18 protein-coding genes are annotated in these 15,326 nt (G+C 65.0%); 3 read left to right on the plus strand and 15 right to left on the minus strand.

Translation table 11 applies throughout. The annotated features are described in order from the left end of the window. The first annotated feature begins 96 nt into the window (after window positions 1-96). Entirely contained in the window at window positions 97-1,251 is a 1,155-nt protein-coding gene (locus ACFE7K_RS08035; protein ID WP_375397659.1) for an N-acetyltransferase, read from the plus strand. 58 nt (window positions 1,252-1,309) lie between these two features. On the opposite strand, the gene ACFE7K_RS08040 is transcribed toward ACFE7K_RS08035, so the two are convergent. The 10 genes from ACFE7K_RS08040 to ACFE7K_RS08085 form a co-directional block, all read right to left on the minus strand. Continuing rightward, window positions 1,310-1,564: a hypothetical protein gene (locus ACFE7K_RS08040; RefSeq protein WP_375397660.1), complete on the minus strand. Its 255-nt coding sequence runs from the start codon at window positions 1,562-1,564 to the stop codon at window positions 1,310-1,312. Window positions 1,565-1,717: 153 nt separating this feature from the next. Next, window positions 1,718-2,515, minus strand: a complete 798-nt coding sequence (locus ACFE7K_RS08045) for a transporter (protein WP_375397661.1) — start codon at window positions 2,513-2,515, stop codon at window positions 1,718-1,720. Between the two features lie 43 nt (window positions 2,516-2,558). Continuing rightward, a complete protein-coding gene (gene xth, locus ACFE7K_RS08050; RefSeq protein WP_375397662.1) occupies window positions 2,559-3,329 on the minus strand; it encodes an exodeoxyribonuclease III in 771 nt (256 codons plus the stop codon). Between the two features lie 17 nt (window positions 3,330-3,346). Continuing rightward, window positions 3,347-3,673, minus strand: a complete 327-nt coding sequence (locus ACFE7K_RS08055) for a HesB/IscA family protein (RefSeq protein ID WP_375397693.1) — start codon at window positions 3,671-3,673, stop codon at window positions 3,347-3,349. A gap of 79 nt (window positions 3,674-3,752) precedes the next feature. Beyond that, the gene (locus tag ACFE7K_RS08060) at window positions 3,753-4,919 is read right to left on the minus strand and encodes a M23 family metallopeptidase (protein ID WP_375397663.1); all 1,167 of its coding nucleotides are present in this window, start codon (window positions 4,917-4,919) and stop codon (window positions 3,753-3,755) included. 258 nt (window positions 4,920-5,177) lie between these two features. Next, entirely contained in the window at window positions 5,178-5,648 is a 471-nt protein-coding gene (locus ACFE7K_RS08065; RefSeq protein WP_375397664.1) for a peroxiredoxin, read from the minus strand. A 1-nt stretch (window position 5,649) separates the two neighbouring features. Further along, window positions 5,650-8,328, minus strand: coding sequence for a bifunctional [glutamine synthetase] adenylyltransferase/[glutamine synthetase]-adenylyl-L-tyrosine phosphorylase (locus tag ACFE7K_RS08070; protein ID WP_375397665.1), 2,679 nt, complete (start codon window positions 8,326-8,328; stop codon window positions 5,650-5,652). 228 nt (window positions 8,329-8,556) lie between these two features. Next, window positions 8,557-9,198: a sigma-70 family RNA polymerase sigma factor gene (locus tag ACFE7K_RS08075; protein ID WP_375397666.1), complete on the minus strand. Its 642-nt coding sequence runs from the start codon at window positions 9,196-9,198 to the stop codon at window positions 8,557-8,559. A gap of 88 nt (window positions 9,199-9,286) precedes the next feature. After that, window positions 9,287-9,436: a hypothetical protein gene (locus ACFE7K_RS08080; RefSeq protein ID WP_375397667.1), complete on the minus strand. Its 150-nt coding sequence runs from the start codon at window positions 9,434-9,436 to the stop codon at window positions 9,287-9,289. A 38-nt stretch (window positions 9,437-9,474) separates the two neighbouring features. Continuing rightward, window positions 9,475-10,284 (minus strand): response regulator, encoded by an 810-nt coding sequence (locus tag ACFE7K_RS08085; RefSeq protein ID WP_375397668.1) that lies wholly within the window; start codon window positions 10,282-10,284, stop codon window positions 9,475-9,477. A gap of 291 nt (window positions 10,285-10,575) precedes the next feature. On the opposite strand from ACFE7K_RS08085, the gene ACFE7K_RS08090 reads away from it, so the two are divergent. Together ACFE7K_RS08090 and ACFE7K_RS08095 are read left to right on the plus strand one after the other, a co-directional pair. Then, window positions 10,576-10,665 carry a NepR family anti-sigma factor gene (locus tag ACFE7K_RS08090; protein WP_375397669.1) on the plus strand — a complete coding sequence of 30 codons (90 nt, stop codon included), beginning with the start codon at window positions 10,576-10,578 and terminating at the stop codon, window positions 10,663-10,665. A gap of 5 nt (window positions 10,666-10,670) precedes the next feature. After that, window positions 10,671-12,254, plus strand: a complete 1,584-nt coding sequence (locus ACFE7K_RS08095) for a sensor histidine kinase (RefSeq protein ID WP_375397670.1) — start codon at window positions 10,671-10,673, stop codon at window positions 12,252-12,254. A 221-nt stretch (window positions 12,255-12,475) separates the two neighbouring features. Here the strand turns inward: ACFE7K_RS08095 and tatC are convergent, their stop codons facing one another. Genes tatC through ACFE7K_RS08120 form a run of 5 tightly spaced genes read right to left on the minus strand, consistent with a single transcriptional unit; the run spans window position 12,476 to window position 15,322 of the window. Beyond that, window positions 12,476-13,246, minus strand: coding sequence for a twin-arginine translocase subunit TatC (gene tatC, locus ACFE7K_RS08100; protein ID WP_375397671.1), 771 nt, complete (start codon window positions 13,244-13,246; stop codon window positions 12,476-12,478). A 4-nt stretch (window positions 13,247-13,250) separates the two neighbouring features. Beyond that, entirely contained in the window at window positions 13,251-13,658 is a 408-nt protein-coding gene (locus tag ACFE7K_RS08105) for a twin-arginine translocase subunit TatB (RefSeq protein ID WP_375397694.1), read from the minus strand. Between the two features lie 52 nt (window positions 13,659-13,710). Next, window positions 13,711-13,959, minus strand: a complete 249-nt coding sequence (locus ACFE7K_RS08110) for a twin-arginine translocase TatA/TatE family subunit (RefSeq protein WP_375397672.1) — start codon at window positions 13,957-13,959, stop codon at window positions 13,711-13,713. A gap of 29 nt (window positions 13,960-13,988) precedes the next feature. Further along, window positions 13,989-14,591, minus strand: coding sequence for an SMC-Scp complex subunit ScpB (scpB, locus tag ACFE7K_RS08115; RefSeq protein WP_375397673.1), 603 nt, complete (start codon window positions 14,589-14,591; stop codon window positions 13,989-13,991). Continuing rightward, window positions 14,588-15,322 (minus strand): segregation and condensation protein A, encoded by a 735-nt coding sequence (locus ACFE7K_RS08120; protein ID WP_375397674.1) that lies wholly within the window; start codon window positions 15,320-15,322, stop codon window positions 14,588-14,590. The genes scpB and ACFE7K_RS08120 overlap by 4 nt, the downstream gene beginning before the upstream one ends. Between the last annotated feature and the right edge of the window lie 4 nt (window positions 15,323-15,326).

Genomic DNA, 15,326 nt, shown 5'->3' on the forward strand with positions numbered 1-15,326 from the left:
CCCCCACCCCCCGAAGTCTGTTCGAAAGCGGGGGTTGCAGGACGGCCGCACGATCTTCTAACGCGGATTGCCCACTCGCGTTAAAGGGTCGACATCATGGCCGGTCAGATCTCCATCCGCCCGATCAGCCGCAAGGCCGATCGCAAGAAGTTCGTGGACCTGCCCTTTCGCCTCTACCAGGACGATCCCCACTGGGTGCCACCGCTGAAGGGCGAGGCGCTGGGGCTGATCACGCCCGAGAAGAACGGCTGGTTCAGCCATGCCCGGGCGCAGCTGTTCCTGGCCGAGCGCGACGGCGTCGTGGTCGGGCGCATTTCCGCGCATATCGACACGCTGGCGCTGACCATGCCGGCGGCGCAGGGTTTCGGCCCCGGCTGCGGGCAGTTCGGCCTGCTCGATGCCGAAGACGAAGCGATCGCCGGGGCGCTGATCGCCGCCGCCGAGGCCTGGCTGACCAAGGAAGGCATGACGCGGGTGCTGGGACCGATCAGCATGTCGATCTGGGAAGAGCCGGGCCTGCTGATCGAAGGGTATGACCATCCCCCAACGATCATGATGGGCCATGCCAAGCCCGAATATCGCGGCTGGATCGAGCGCGCAGGCTATCGTCCGGCCAAGCAGCTCAAGACCTATGATCTCGATATCACCCGGAAGTTTCCCCCGCTGATCGAACGGATCATCGCGTCGGGCGAGAAGAATCGGCGGATTGCCATTCGGATGGTCGACAAGTCGAAGTTCGACGAAGAGGCCGCGATCATCCTGGCGATCCTCAACGATGCCTGGTCGGACAATTGGGGCTTCGTGCCGCTGACCCCGCCCGAGATCAAGGACGTCGGCGTCAAGCTGAAGCCGATCGTGTTCAACGACCTGATCCGCATCGCCGAACTGGACGGCAAGCCGGTCGCGTTCATGATCACGCTGCCCGACCTCAACGAGGCGATCAAGCCGCTTAACGGCACCATGCTGCCGTTCGGCTGGGCCAGGCTGCTGCTATGGCTGCGCAAGCCTAGGGTCCGCACGATGCGCGTGCCCCTGATGGGCGTGATCAGGGAATTGCAGTCATCGCGGATGGCGAGCCAGCTTGCCTTCATGATGATCGAGTTCATCCGCCGCGCGGCGGTGGCCGATTATGCCGCAACGCGCGGCGAGATCGGCTGGGTGCTAGACGACAATCAAGGGATGAACGCCATCGCCGATGCGCTCGATTGCCGCGTCAACAAGATATATCAGATCTACGAGAAATCGATCTGAGCCTGGTGCTCGCGACCCGCACGGTCGCGACATCGCGACCGTGCGGGTCGCGATGTCGTCACTTGGCGGCTACGGCAGGGTCGACGCCGCGCTCGAGCCATGCGTCGCGCGTCTTGCAGATCTTCACGGTCATGATCGACCCGGTGACCTGGCGCAGCAGGCAATAGCGCGCCGGCGGCTTTGCGCCGTTGCTGTCCTCCGCGGCAGGCTGCTCTGCCGCCGGCTTGGGCTCGCGCGGAGCGGCCAAGGCTGTCATGGGCGCGGTGACGGTGAGCGCCATCGCGGCGCCGGCGATGATGGTGTGCTTGAACATGTCCTGCTCCTGAAAGTCGACGGCTGGTGCCGACTACCGTGTTGGTGCATTAGTCATACCAAACACCTGTATTTAAAAAATCAAATACTTAGCTTCAAGATAGTTCCGCCGAGAGTGGCATATGTCGCCGATAACTGGCGCCGGCCGCCATCCTCAAAACCGCCTTGATATTCCCACGTACAGTTCGACATCGGGCGCATCCCTGGTCAACCCGGCCACCGCACCGCTGTCCAGTTGCAGGTCGTCGTTTGCCATCCACGCCAGCGACAGGCTGGCGAGCCCTTGAACGGTCTTGCCCGACGGATCGTCGTCGCGCAGCACCTCGCCCTCCACCGTCAATGTAACGGCTCTGCTCAGCGCCAGTCCCAGGCCGGCGATGCCGCTGACCGCAACGTGGCGGCCATTGCCGTCCTGGTCGACTGCGGCATCGACTTCGGGCGTGAATTGCAGGTTGACGCTGTCGTTCAAATCATAGGTCACCGGCACAACCAGCCCCGCCCCCCAATCGCCGGCGCCGACCGGCATGCGGCCGACCGGCAGCGTGACGAACGGCAGCACCGCAATCGACAGCCCCTTGCCGTCGGGACTGGCCAGGCTGGCCTTGATCCCCAGCGTCACGTCACCCACGCGCCCGGCACGATCGACCGACCCGCCGCTGCGCTCCCGGACACTGCCATAAGGAGTCCAGCCGATCTGCGCCTCGACCGTGTCGGTCAGGCCGACACGTACCAGCGTGTCGCCGATCAGCACGATATCGGTGCGGTCCCCGGCGCTGCGATCGAGCGTCCAGTCGGCAAGCGCGGTCTCCACCGACACCCGCCCCGGCGAGACGATGCAGGCCGGCGTGCCGAGCCCGGGACGTTCGGGGCAATAATCGCGATCGTCGGCCGCCATCGCCGGCGTTGCAGCCAGCAATCCCAGCACCATCGCGCCGCATCCCATCCACCGCATGTCTAATCCCCTCCTGCCCTCATTCGCGCACGTGAGTTCGGACCTAGCGGAGCCGGACCCAGGTCGGTGCGTGATCGCTGGCCTTTTCGCGTCCGCGATACGCCTTGTCGACGCCGGCATCGGCCAGCCGGTCGGCGGCGACCGGGCTGAGCAGCAGATGATCGATGCGGAACCCCGCATCACGCTGCCAGGCGCCCGCCTGGTAATCCCAGAATGTCCACACGCCACCGGCCGGATATCGCGTGCGCAGCGCGTCGGTCCACCCCTGCGCCAGCAGCGCGCGGTAACGCTCGCGGCTTTGCGGCTGCATCAACGCGTCGTCCTGCATCGCGCGGACCGAGAACGTGTCGTCGTCATTGGCGATGACGTTATAATCCCCCGCGAGCACTATCGCACGTTCCTCGGCCAGCAGCGCGCGCGCACGATCGGCGAGCCGCTCCATCCAGCGCAGCTTGTAGTCGAACTTGGGCCCCGGCTGGGGATTGCCGTTGGGCAGGTACAGGGAGGCGACAACCAGCCCGTCAATTTCGCATTCGAGGTAGCGGCTGTGCAGATCATCGGGATCGCCCGACAGCCCGCGCCGGCGCTCGACGGGGTCGGCGCCGCGCGCCAGCACGGCGACGCCGTTCCAGCCCTTCTGGCCATGCCAGACCGCGCCATAGCCGGCAGCACGAACGGCATCGATCGGAAAGCCCTCGTCGGCCGACTTGAGTTCCTGCAGGCAGACGATGTCAGGCCTTTCTTCGGCCAGATACTCGACCAGGCGGTCCAGCCGCGCCTTGATGCCGTTGACGTTATAGGTGACCAGCTTCACGCGTGCCCGACCGAAGGTCAGACGGCGAAGCTGGCGCCGCACCCGCATCCGGCGGCGGCGTTGGGATTGTCCACGCGAAAGGCAGCGCCCCCTAGGCTTTCAACATAATCCACCGCGCATCCGCGCACCAGGTCCAGGCTGATATCGTCGACGATCAACGTGGCGTCATCGGCCTGGGCGATCGCATCGCCCGGTTCGGCTGCTTCGACCAGCCCGAAGCGATATTGGAAGCCCGAACACCCCCCACCTTCGACCGACAGGCGCAGGATCGCAGGTTTACCCTGCCGCGCGGCGATCGCCGCGACACGCGCCGCGGCGGCAGACGTCAGCGAGATGTCGGCAATGCCTTGTACCATGGCAGTCAAATAGGACCTGTCAGGAGCCACGGCAAGCCGATCGCGTCCCCGCACCGGCACCAGCCCCTCAGTCAGCGGCAGGCTCGGTGGTGACGGGGATGGACCGGAGCGACTTGTCCTTGACCGCCAGCAGGTAATCGGCGGTCTGCAGGAACGGCACCGGATTTACGGCGCGACCGTCAATCCGGACTTCGTAATGGAGGTGGGGGCCGGTCGATCGACCGGTCGAGCCCGACAGCGCAATCAGCTGCCCGCGCTTCACCCGCTGCCCGGCGACGACCAAGATCTGCGAGAGGTGACCGTACCGTGTCTCGATGCCGCGGCCATGATCGATCTCGACGAGGTTGCCATAGCCACCCGACCGTTCGGCCTTTTCCACGATGCCATCGGCGGTGGCATAAACCGGCGTGCCGACCTTGACCGGCATGTCGACGCCGGCATGAAAAGCGGCGGTTCCGGTAAAGGGGTCCGTGCGCACGCCGAAATTGCTGGTGAACGTCACGTTGACGACCGGCTGGACCGACGGGATCGAAATCAGCCCGGTCTCCAGATTGTCGAGCTTCTTCCAGGTCTGGAAGAGCGCGCGGAACTGGGCGTCGGCCGCCATGTCGGCGGTCGCCTCGGCGCTGTCGGCGGCGATATAGGGGCCACCGGCAGCAGGCATCCGCGATTTCTTCGGCGCGAACCGTTCGGGCGCGATGCCCAGCGAGCGCATCCGCGCGACCGCTTCGGCATAACGGCGTTCGGTCGCCGCGCGGGCCTTGATCGCCAAGCCCACCTGGCTGCGCTCGAGCTTGGCCAGCGGGGCGACGATGTCGGCGGCCGCCGCATCCGCGCTACGATCGAGCGAGACCTGCTCCAGCGCCACGTCGGCGGGCGCCTTCCCCGCAAGGACAGCGGCCAGCACCGCCTGTCGCTGCTCCACGCGCCTGGCATGGGCCGTGGCGGCGCGCTTGATCTGCGCGACCCGGCTCTGCATCGCGGCGACCGTCGCTTCCATCCGCGCGACCCGCGCCTCGGAAGAGCGCGCCGTGTCGGTCATGCCGGTCAGGGCGACCGCGTTGACCCCTGCCTGCGCCACGCCATAGGCCGAAAAGCTCAGCATGATCGCGCCCGATACCGCCAGGGCGGCCTGCGTCCGTCCGGCAATGCTGAAGCCGCGAAGATCACGGCCGTCGTGGAAAATGAAGTCACGCGTCCGGAAAAAGCCCCGAATCCGCTCAAGCTTGGTCATGATCGTGGCAATGAAATTAGTCATGCGTTCGGCAACCCTTTGACGAACGCCGCCAGACGCCCGTTTTGCAAGATGTTTACGAAGCCCCGCAGCCCCGACCCGGGTCGAACAAAGCCCGGCATGTACTTGCCAGGCAATACCTTTGCGGAATTTGCACGTCAGACCGGCTGCATCGCGCGCCGAATGGTTGAACGGCGGCTTAACGATGACGTAAGATGACGTCCGTCGCCGCGGCACCAAGTGAGGGGGGCGACGCCGTCAGCCGAGCATCCTGGCCGCCGCCAGCACCTCGGCGGCATGGCCGGGCACGCGAACCTTGCGCCATGTCCGCACCAGCCGGCCATCGGCATCGAACAAGAAGGTCGACCGCGTGATCCCCATATAGGTCTTGCCGTACATCGACTTCTCGGCCCACACGCCGAACGCCTCCGTGACAATGCCGTCGGCATCGCTGGCCAAAGGAACGGCAAGATCGTATTTGGCGATGAACTTGCGGTGCGTGGCCGGTTCGTCGCGCGACACTCCCAGGATCGCTGTTCCGGCTACGCCGAAATCGGCGGCCAGCGCGCTGAAATCCTGCGCTTCTCGCGTGCAGCCTGTGGTGTCGTCCTTGGGATAGAAATAGAGGACGAGCGGCTTTCCACGGAACGCATGCAGCTTTAGCACGGCGTCATCAGGCATGGTCAGCGAAAGGTCGGGAAGGTCGTCGCCTTCAATCAGCGTCGCCATGTCATCCTCCCCGTGCGGTTACCGCCTGCCAGGCGGCGGCGACCTCCTGCCGCGTCGCGTCGAGCCGCGCAACCACCCCGTCCCAGTCCGCGGCATCCAGCGCACGGACGATAAGCGCGCGGGTCGGTGCCGACGGCTCGTTGGCGTCGGGCGCGACCAGGCGCAACAGCACCAGCAGGCACGTGAGGAAACGATAGGCTCCGTCCAGCCCCGGCGGCACCCGACCCGCCTCGACCAGCATCCCGATCGCCAGGTCGAGATCGGGATCGAGCCCGCCCCCTCCCGCCAGTTGCGCGACATGGACCGCAAACTCGAGGTCGACGAGCCCGCCCGGAAGCAATTTGGCATCGAGCGGCCCGCATGGCGGCTTGTGCCGCGCCATGTCGGCGCGCATCGTGGTCGCATCCGCGATCAGCCGCATGGGATCGCGCGGCGCGATCAATACGTCACGCACCACCTCCGCCAGGATCGCGCGCGCGCTCGGCGACCCGAACACCGGCCGCGCCCTGGTCAGCGCCAGATGCTCCCACGTCCACGCTTCGTGGCGCTGGTATGAGGCGAAGCCGTCGATCGAGACCGTCAACGGCCCCTTGTTGCCCGACGGCCGCAATCGCGTATCGACGTCGTACAACGGACCGGCGGCACCTGGCACCGAAAGCGCCGCGGTCACCCGCTGGGCCAGCCGGTTATAATAATGAACCGCGCCCAGCGGCCGGTCGCCGTCGGAATCCGCGCGGTAATCGCCGGTGAACAGATAGACGAGATCAAGGTCTGAGGCATGGGTCAGCGCACCGCCGCCCAACCGCCCCAGCGCCAGGATGATCAGTTCGCTGTCGGGCACATGGCCGTGCGCGCGCGCGAAATCTGCCACCGTACCTCCAGCCAGCACCTCGATCGCCGCCTCGGCAACGCGAGCATAGCCACGGGCGACCGCGAGAGGATCGCTGGCCCCGGCGATCAGCTGCACGCCCAACGCGAACCTTTTCTCACCGACGACCAGCCGCGCGCGCTCCAGAACGGCCTGGTAATCGTCTCCCGCCTCGCCTGCGCGCATCTCCGCGGCCAGCGCCGCTGTTGCGCTCATCGGCGCCAGGGCCGAGGCGTCGATCAGCCCGTCAAGCAACGCAGGCCGCCCCGCCAGCGCCTCGGCCAGTGGCGGTGCATGGCTGAGGATGGCGGCCAGCAGCTGGCCGAGCTGGGGCCGGGCCTCAACCAGGCGGAACAGGTTGACCGCACTGGGCAGGCGCGACAGCAGCGTGTCGAGCTGGACCAGCGCCGCGCGGGGATCGGGCGCGTTACCCAATGCCGTCATCAGCCCCGGCAGCACCGCCTCCAGCGCCTGTCGTGCCGCCGGGCTGCGCAACGCCGGATAGGCAGCGCCACGCCAGCGCTCGACCAGCATCGTGGCGGTCGCGGCATCAGCGAAGCCCGCATCCACCAGCTGAACCGCCAGCCGGTCGGCCTCATGCGACAGTGCGGCCTTGCCCGGTTCAAGCGTGTCGTATGTCGCGCCGACCGCCGCGACATGGGGGACGAGCATGGCGATCAACGCGGCACCATCGGCATGGCCATCGAGCCTGGCAACATTGTCGAGCGCGGACCCTGGCGGCAGGACGTGCGTCTGACGGTCATCCACCATCTGCAGGCGATGTTCGGTGGTGCGCAGCACGACATAGGCATCGGCCAATGCCTTCGCCTCGACCGGGTCGATCCATCCTGCCGCCGCCAGCCGATCGAGCGCATCGAGTGTCGCGGGCGCCCGCAACGCGGCATCGCGTCCGCCGTGGATCAGTTGATGAACCTGCGCGAAGAACTCCACTTCGCGTATGCCGCCGCGCCCGCGCTTCACGTCATAGCCCGGACCAAGCAAGCTGCCGCCGGGCGCATAATGGTCGCGAATGCGGCGGGTGATGTCACGGATTTCGGCAATCGCACCGAAATCGAGCGTACGGCGCCAGACAAAGGGCCGGATCGCATCAAGGAACCGCCGACCCAGCGCGATGTCACCGGCCACCACCCGCGCCCTGATGAAAGCGACCCGTTCCCATGGCAATGCCTGCGATTCGTAATAAGAGATGGCGGCGTCGACCGGCAGCGCGATCGGCGTGATCTCCGGCGACGGCCGCAGCCTCAGGTCGACACGCAACACATAGCCGTCGCCATCGCGCGTCTGGAGCAGGTCGATGACGCGGCGCGCGATCCGTACCGCTGCCTCCTCCGGCTCCTCGCGCGCACGTCGGGGGAGAGTGGCGGGATCGAACAGCAGGATGGGATCGATATCGGACGAGTAATTGAGTTCGCCGCTACCCTGCTTGCCAAGCGCGATCGCGGCAAAACCACGCGGCTCCTCATCGGGCGTGCGCTCGCGCAAGGCAGCGTGGATCGCGATGTCCAGCGCGCAGTCGGCAAAACCGCTCAGCCGCGCGGTCACGGCGCGCAGGTCCATCGCGCCCGCCAGATCGGCGATCGCCACCACCGCTGCCTCATGCAGTCGGGCGCGGCGCAACGCCGTGCCGACGGGCAAAGCGGGGTCGAGCATTATAGTCTCAGGCACGATCCCGCCAGCCAGCACCTCTGCCACATCGGGCAACCGATCAAGCGCAGTGCGCAGGAAAGACGAGTGATCGCGCGCGCGGATTATCGCGCTCGCAAAATCGATGGAACGAAGCCGATCAGTCATCGTCGTGACCTAGATCGACCAGACAGCAACAAATATCAAACTGCATCGTTATCGTCTGCATGAATGCACCATCGCCGCGGACTGCTGAAAGCAGATGCAAGGGACAATATGTTCCTCGTCCCCGTGCGACCGATGGCGTGGGCAAGGCATTGCGTCAGGTGTTCAGAGAAACCGCGGGATCTTCGGAGGATTTCGATGCATTGCTGGCGCAGCTGAACCGCGCCTCTTCTACTGCTCGCGACTAAGATCGTCGACTTCGTCCATTATTGTATCCAGCGCGGTACGTCCGCGATTATCCGGCGCCTGACGACGTGACGGCAACGAACCGTCGCTCAGGATGGTTTCCAGCGCTACCCGACCGCGTGCCACGCGGCTCTTGATCGTCCCGACCGCGACGTTGCAGATTTCCGCCGCTTCTTCATAGGCAAATCCCCCTGCGCCGACGAGAATGAGCGCCTCACGTTGAGGCTGCGGCAGGTGAAGCAGGGCGCGCTGCATGTCGCCAAGTTCGACATGCCGATCCTGGCTGGCGGGCGCTGCCAGAATACGGTCGGCGACAAGATCGTCCCACTCCCCCTTGAACCGCGCCCGGCGCATCTGGCTGAGATAGAGGTTGCGCAGGATGATGAAGGTCCAGGCGCGCATGTTGGTGCCCGCCTGGAAACGCTTGCGTGCCGCCCACGCCTTCAGCAAGGTTTCCTGAACCAGATCGTCTGCCAGGTCGCGGCTGCCCGACAAGGATCGGCCGAAGGCACGGAGATGCGATATTACCTGCCCAAGCTGTTGCTTGAATTCGGGATCGGAAAGCGAAACGTGCTCCACCGGCGGGACATTACCGGTCGCGAGGCTGCTGTCATCGGCCTTGGTCATGAAGCTCCGTGCATCGGCTGGCCGGCCCCGCGGACGGCGATGAGGAGGTACATAGGCAAGGCGAAGGCTCTTCGCCAGTCGTCGGGAATCAACGACCCCAGATCAGAAAGGCGAAGATGACGATGACGAGCAGCATCGAGATGCCCAGCACGTAGCGCATGACACCGGGGGCCGCACCTGCTCTCGCATCGTCGGCGTCCGCATGGACCGGCGTTTCCTGCGTGTTCTGATCAACCATGTCGCGCCCAACGCGCCACGACCGTTTTGGCTCCTTAATCAGCGAAACCGATCATGCGGCAGGGTGGACTCATCGAAGAAGAGCGCCTGGCTGATCGCCGCCTTCACTGTCGAACGCTGGAAGGGCTTGGTGATGAGGAAAGTCGGCTCGGGCCGTTCACCGGTCAGCAATCGTTCCGGAAAGGCGGTGATGAAGATCACCGGCACGGCAAACTCGCCCAGGATGTCCTTGACCGCGTCGATCCCCGAACTGTCGTCGGCCAACTGAATGTCGGCAAGAACCAGGCCGGGACGATCTTCCATCGCCAGCGCGACTGCCTCATCTCGCGTGACGGCCACGCCGGTCACCTCATGGCCCAGGTCGCGAACGATGGTCTCTATGTCCATGGCGATGATCGGCTCGTCCTCGACGATCAGCACTCTTGCACGCGTCTGCTGCTCGATTTCGGCCATCGCGTCGGCGACCAGCTTTTCCACCTCTACGCTGTCGGAGTCGATCAGATAAGCGGCATCGTCGACGGTGAAGCCCTCCATCGCAGTCAACAGCAGCGCCTGGCGCGACAGTGGCGTCATCCGGGCGAGGCGCGCACGCGCCACCGCTTCCCGGCCTTCATCGTCATTGGCCGGCACAACATCGTCATCTGCATTCGTCGTCCGCCAGATCACCTGGAAAATGCGGTAGAGGCCAAGGCGGGGATCGACGTCACGAGGAAATTCCCCAGGCGCCGCGACGATGGTTTCCAAGGCGGCGCGGACGTATCTGTCGCCATGTTCCTGGCTGCCCGTCAGCGCCCTGGCATAGCGGCGTAGAAATGGTAGATGGGGGGCAAGCTGCTGACCAAGCGACATAACCGAAGATAACTCCCAGAGTGCGCGGCCCTTGTGAAAGCGGGGCGAGTCGATTGCAACGCAAGTTTGCAGCTAGTTCGGGGAACAATCGATATGGATTTAAGTTTCAATCCCTGGATGGCGCGATGTAGGCGCAATCATCGGTCGTTCGCCTGACCGCCAATAATCCGGCGTCGCCGGCGTGTACCGAAGGGGGTGACCTTGCAGCCTGCCCGGCCATCATCGAAGCGCAGGGAAGATCCCCCGCCCCCGAAAAATGAAAAGACCAAGATCAAGGGTCATGACGAGGCCATGGGCAACGCGCTACGGTCGGTCTATCAGGTAACCGTCAGCGAACCGGTCCCAGACGAGATGCTCGATCTGCTCAATAAGCTCGGTTAGCCGCCGTGGCGCTGCCCGTGGCGGGCGAACATGCCGGCACCCTTGGTGCCATGCTCTCGCGCATGCCGACAGGGGCGAAGATTTTCCTGATCCTGTCGGCCGCCTTGCTGCCGTTGGCGATAATCGCCTTTGTCGCGACGCTGTCGACTACCCGGCGAGCCGACCAGAAGGCCAATGCCCAGCTGCGCGTGGCGATTGCCGAAACCTCGCGCAGCCTGGCGATCGAGTTGATCGGCGACATGACCGCACTGACCTCGGCGATGAACTCGCTGGCCGCCGATCATGGCGACGCGCCGAGCTGTGCCCGGGTGCAGGGCGTGTTCGCCCAGCAGAGCGTCTCGGGAACAGGCTTCATGATCACCGATCGTACCGGTCGCCTGCTGTGCGGCACGTCGTTGAAGATCGTGCCGCGCGGCCACGCCGTGGCCGGTGGGCCGGCGGTCGGCTGGATCGAACCCGGACGGGGACTGGCGCTCTCGGTAGCCAGCGCGGACGGCTCGATTCGCGGCACGGCCTTTTTTTCCGCCTCCTTCCTGTCGGTCACGGCACGGCCGAGCGGCTTTGGCGCAGACTATGAGGCGACCCTCACCGATGGTGCCGATGACAAGCTGGTCCTGCGCCCTCTCCAGGTCAGCGACCCACTCGACCGGCACCAGATGATCCGCGCGCCGCTCGGCGTCGGTGATCTGTCCGTGGAAATGAAGATGCGGACCAACATCTTCACCTCGCCGATCCTGATCGCGATGCTGTTGCCGATCCTGATGTGGGCGGCAGCGGCAAGCATTGCGTGGTTCGTCGTCGACCGACTGTTGATCGATCCACTGCGAACGCTGCGTGCCGGCGTCGCCGCCTATCGGCCGGGCGAGACGATCGATCCCGCGCTGGTTCGCGCGCTGCCGGCGCGCGAAATCCGCGACCTGGGCGAGACATTCCGCTCGCTCAGCCGGACGCTGATCCTGCACGAAGCCGGCCTGGCCGAGGGACTGCTTCGCCAGACCAAGCTGACGCGCGAGGTGCATCACCGCGTGAAGAACAACCTTCAGGTGATTTCCAGCCTGATCAATCTCCATGCTCGCTCGGCCAGCGGCAGCGAGGCGGCCCAGGCCTATGCGTCGATCCAGCGGCGGGTCGATGCACTCGCGGTGGTCCACCGCCATCATTATGCGGAACTGGAGGATCATCGCGGCGTGTCGTTGCGCGCGATCATTGGCGAATTGGCATCGAACATCCGCGCCACGGCACCCGAAGATGCTGGAATTGGCATCGCCATCGATATCAAACCCTTCCTGGTGACTCAGGATGTTGCGATCGCCGTCACCTTCCTGCTGACTGAGATTATCGAACTGGCGACATCGATCACCCCGGGTGCCCAGATCCGCTTGTCGCTACGCGAAGGTGATGGCGACGGCACGGCCCTCCTGTGCGCGAGCTCGCCGGCGTTGATCGACAGCGAGGCGCTGCGAAACGTACTCGCGCGCCGATATGCCCGGGTGATGATCGGGCTGTCGCGACAATTGCGCGCGCCGCTACACCATGAGCCGCTGGCCGGCCAATATGAGATTGCAGTTGCTGTTGTGGGGAAAGATTGAGGGTAGCGGAAATTTTTTCGATTTGGAGCGGATCCGGCGGAACCTCGTGTTCCCACCCCCGTTCTACACTTCGGATAGCGACCTTATGCCCCCCCGCTCTCGCTATCCATGACATAGGCCCGGCAGCGTCAACCCTCCCCCCGGTGACGCTGCCGGGCCTAAATTCATTACAGCCATTTGTTTCGTCAAGCCAATGCTCGGCTGATGTCCAATCGCTTCTTTCAGGTGGCGTCACTGGCGGGCTGTGCCTGGTGGCGGCGACGCTCGGTAAACCATATGCCGATCAGCGCCAGTTCGTAGAGAATGATCAGCGGCACCGCGAGCATCACCATCGACCCCGCATCCGGCGGCGCCAGGACCAGCGCGATCGCGAAACAACCGACGATGGCATAACGACGCGCGCCCGCCAGTTGCTTGCGGGTGACGATCCCCGAGCGTTCGAGAAGCATGAGCAGCACTGGCAGCAGGAACGCGATGCCGAACGCGAACAGGAACTGCATCACGAAGTCGAGATATTTTTCCACGGCGGGCAACGCCGTCTGTTCGATCCCACCGACATTGCCTTGATAGCTCAGCAGGAAGTGCAGCGCAGTGGGCACCGCAATGAAATAGGCTAGGCTCGCGCCGGCCAAGAACAGCACCGGCGTTGCAAACAGGAACGGCAGCATCGCACGCTTCTCGCGCCGATAAAGCCCCGGCGAAACAAATTGCCATAACTGGTTGGCGATGACCGGGAAGGAAAGCATCAGCGACGCGAAGAAACCGACCTTCAACTGGACGAAGAATGCTTCGAAAAGACCGGTATAATAGATTTTCTTTTGCCCTGCCTGGATCAGCGGATGGACCAGGAAACCGAAGATGGGCTCGGCGAAATAGAGGCAGATGCCGAACAGGACAGCCAATGTCGCCATGCTGATCAATAACCGCCTGCGCAGCTCGACCAGATGGTCGAGCAACGGTGCCCGACTGGCGTCGATATTGTCCTCGATCATCAGATCAGGGCTTGGCGGAATCGGCGGAGGCGGTCTGGACCGGCAGTATCTCCCGCTCGCCATCGGCAACGAACACCGGCGGAGCGACCGTCACCGGCGCCCGATCGTCGTCGGCGTCGCCTTCCACACGACCTTCATCAGGCGCGGGCAACCGTATCGCCGCAGTTGCTTCGACATCCAAGGCAATTTCGTCGGCGGGATGCTCACGCATGATGCGCTCGTTTTCCGCCGCCCACTTCTTTTCCATCTCGGCGAGTTCCGCCTCTCGCACCATGTCGTCGAAGCCCGACCGGAATTGCCGTGCCAGACCACGCGCCCGTCCGATCCACTGCCCGGCGAAACGCATCGCCTTGGGCAGGTCCTTGGGCGGGATCACGACAAGGGCAACCGCTCCCATCACCAATAATTCCATCGGTGCGAAATCGAGAATCACTGGCCATCGGCCTCCTCAGGCGGTCGACGATTCAGCGGTCAGTTTCGCGGGTACGCTCGGCGAGGGGATCATAAGCAGGCTCGACCACCGGCTTGGTATCGAGCCGGCCTGGCTCGCGGACGACGACCTTGGGCGCTTCGTCCTCCTCGGCCATCCCCTTCTTGAACTGCTTGATGCCCTTGGCGACGTCGCCCATCATGCTCGAGAAGCGACCGCCCCCCAGCACCAGGATCGCGATCACACCGAAAATCAGCCAATGGATCAGGCTGAAACTACCCATCATCATTCTCCTTACGGAATGTACGCGGTCTAGACGCTGTTGGACGCGTTTGCCACCGCTTCCTCAGCGTCCGGATCAGCAACGAGTTCCATCACCGCCAGATCGACGGGATCGAGCAGCCCGGCCGCGCGCAGGTCGTCAATCCCGGGCAGGTCACGCCGGCTCGCCAGCCCGAAATGGGTCAGGAAATCTGGGGTGGTGGCATAGGTCAGCGGACGGCCGGGCGTCTCGCGCCGCCCAGCGGGCCGGATCCAGCCGGCATCCATCAGCACGTCAAGCGTTCCCCTGGACATCTGCACGCCGCGGATCGCCTCGATCTCGGCGCGGCTGACCGGCTCGTGATAGCCGATGATCGCCAGCGTCTCGATCGCGGCGCGGCTGAGCTTGCGCGGCTCCTCGCGGTCACAGCGGAGCAGGTGCGCCAGGTCGCCCGCGGTCTGGAAATGCCAGCGATCGCCCCGCCGCACCAGTTCGACGCCGCGCCCGGCATAGTGCGCCGCCAGGCGCTCCAGCACCGCGCCGACGTCCACGCCACCGCCCAGAGAGCCGCGGATCGCCGCGATCGTCAACGGCGCCTCTGCTGCGAACAGCAATGCCTCGACCGCGCGGATCGGATCATCGGGCGCCATCATGTCCGGGCCTTCAGGTAGAGCGGTGCGAACGGCGATTGCTGGCGGAGCATCACCCTGCCCAGCCGCGCCAGTTCGAGCGCGGCGACAAAGCTCGACGCCAGCGCCGACTTGCGGAACCGCGCATCGTGCGTCGCCGGCAAGAAGGTCTCGATCGCCGTCCAGTCGATCCGCGCGCCGATCAGCCGCGACACGCGCTCCAGGGCGGCGTCGAGCGTCATCACCGGCCGGTCATGGACGACGTGGAACACCGGCCGGGTCCGTGCCTTCACCCGGCCGTAAGCGGCGATCAGATCGTAGATTTCTGCCTGCCACAATGCCTGGCGATCCGTCCGCACGCCCTCCGGCGCGCCACGGGTAAAGGTGTCGCGGCCTATCCGGTCGCGCGCGATCAGCCGCGCTCCGGCCTCCCGCATCGCGTTCAGCCGTTCCAGCCGGAGGTGCAGCCTGAGCGCCAGCGCGTCGGGGCTCGGCTCGATCTCGGGATCACGCGGCAGCAATAGCGCCGACTTCAGGAAGGCGAGCCAGGCCGCCATCACCAAATAGTCCGCCGCCACTTCCAGCTTCAGCATGCGGGCCTGGTCGACATAGGTGAGATATTGCTCGACCAGGGCAAGGACCGAAATCCGGCGCAGATCGACTTTTTGCGATCGGGCAAGCGCCAGCAACAGGTCGAGCGGCCCTTCCCACCCCTCCAGGTCGAGCGTCAGGACGTCGAGATCGCCTGCCGCCATGACG

Origin of the sequence: uncultured Sphingomonas sp. (genome assembly GCF_964244265.1) — a bacterium.
Taxonomy (GTDB): Bacteria; Pseudomonadota; Alphaproteobacteria; order Sphingomonadales; family Sphingomonadaceae; genus Sphingomonas.

Bases quoted from the DNA above. Each gene is read 5' to 3' on its own strand.
- ACFE7K_RS08035 (WP_375397659.1), top strand. From the start codon at position 97: ATGGCCGGTCAGATCTCCATCCGCCCGATCAGCCGCAAGGCCGATCGC.
- ACFE7K_RS08040 (WP_375397660.1), bottom strand. From the start codon at position 1,564: ATGTTCAAGCACACCATCATCGCCGGCGCCGCGATGGCGCTCACCGTC.
- ACFE7K_RS08045 (WP_375397661.1), bottom strand. From the start codon at position 2,515: ATGCGGTGGATGGGATGCGGCGCGATGGTGCTGGGATTGCTGGCTGCA.
- ACFE7K_RS08060 (WP_375397663.1), bottom strand. From the start codon at position 4,919: ATGACCAAGCTTGAGCGGATTCGGGGCTTTTTCCGGACGCGTGACTTC.
- ACFE7K_RS08065 (WP_375397664.1), bottom strand. From the start codon at position 5,648: ATGGCGACGCTGATTGAAGGCGACGACCTTCCCGACCTTTCGCTGACC.
- ACFE7K_RS08070 (WP_375397665.1), bottom strand. From the start codon at position 8,328: ATGACTGATCGGCTTCGTTCCATCGATTTTGCGAGCGCGATAATCCGC.
- ACFE7K_RS08075 (WP_375397666.1), bottom strand. From the start codon at position 9,198: ATGACCAAGGCCGATGACAGCAGCCTCGCGACCGGTAATGTCCCGCCG.
- ACFE7K_RS08080 (WP_375397667.1), bottom strand. From the start codon at position 9,436: ATGGTTGATCAGAACACGCAGGAAACGCCGGTCCATGCGGACGCCGAC.
- ACFE7K_RS08085 (WP_375397668.1), bottom strand. From the start codon at position 10,284: ATGTCGCTTGGTCAGCAGCTTGCCCCCCATCTACCATTTCTACGCCGC.
- ACFE7K_RS08090 (WP_375397669.1), top strand. From the start codon at position 10,576: ATGGGCAACGCGCTACGGTCGGTCTATCAGGTAACCGTCAGCGAACCG.
- tatC (WP_375397671.1), bottom strand. From the start codon at position 13,246: ATGATCGAGGACAATATCGACGCCAGTCGGGCACCGTTGCTCGACCAT.
- ACFE7K_RS08105 (WP_375397694.1), bottom strand. From the start codon at position 13,658: ATGGAATTATTGGTGATGGGAGCGGTTGCCCTTGTCGTGATCCCGCCC.
- ACFE7K_RS08110 (WP_375397672.1), bottom strand. From the start codon at position 13,959: ATGGGTAGTTTCAGCCTGATCCATTGGCTGATTTTCGGTGTGATCGCG.
- scpB (WP_375397673.1), bottom strand. From the start codon at position 14,591: ATGATGGCGCCCGATGATCCGATCCGCGCGGTCGAGGCATTGCTGTTC.
- ACFE7K_RS08120 (WP_375397674.1), bottom strand. From the start codon at position 15,322: ATGGCGGCAGGCGATCTCGACGTCCTGACGCTCGACCTGGAGGGGTGG.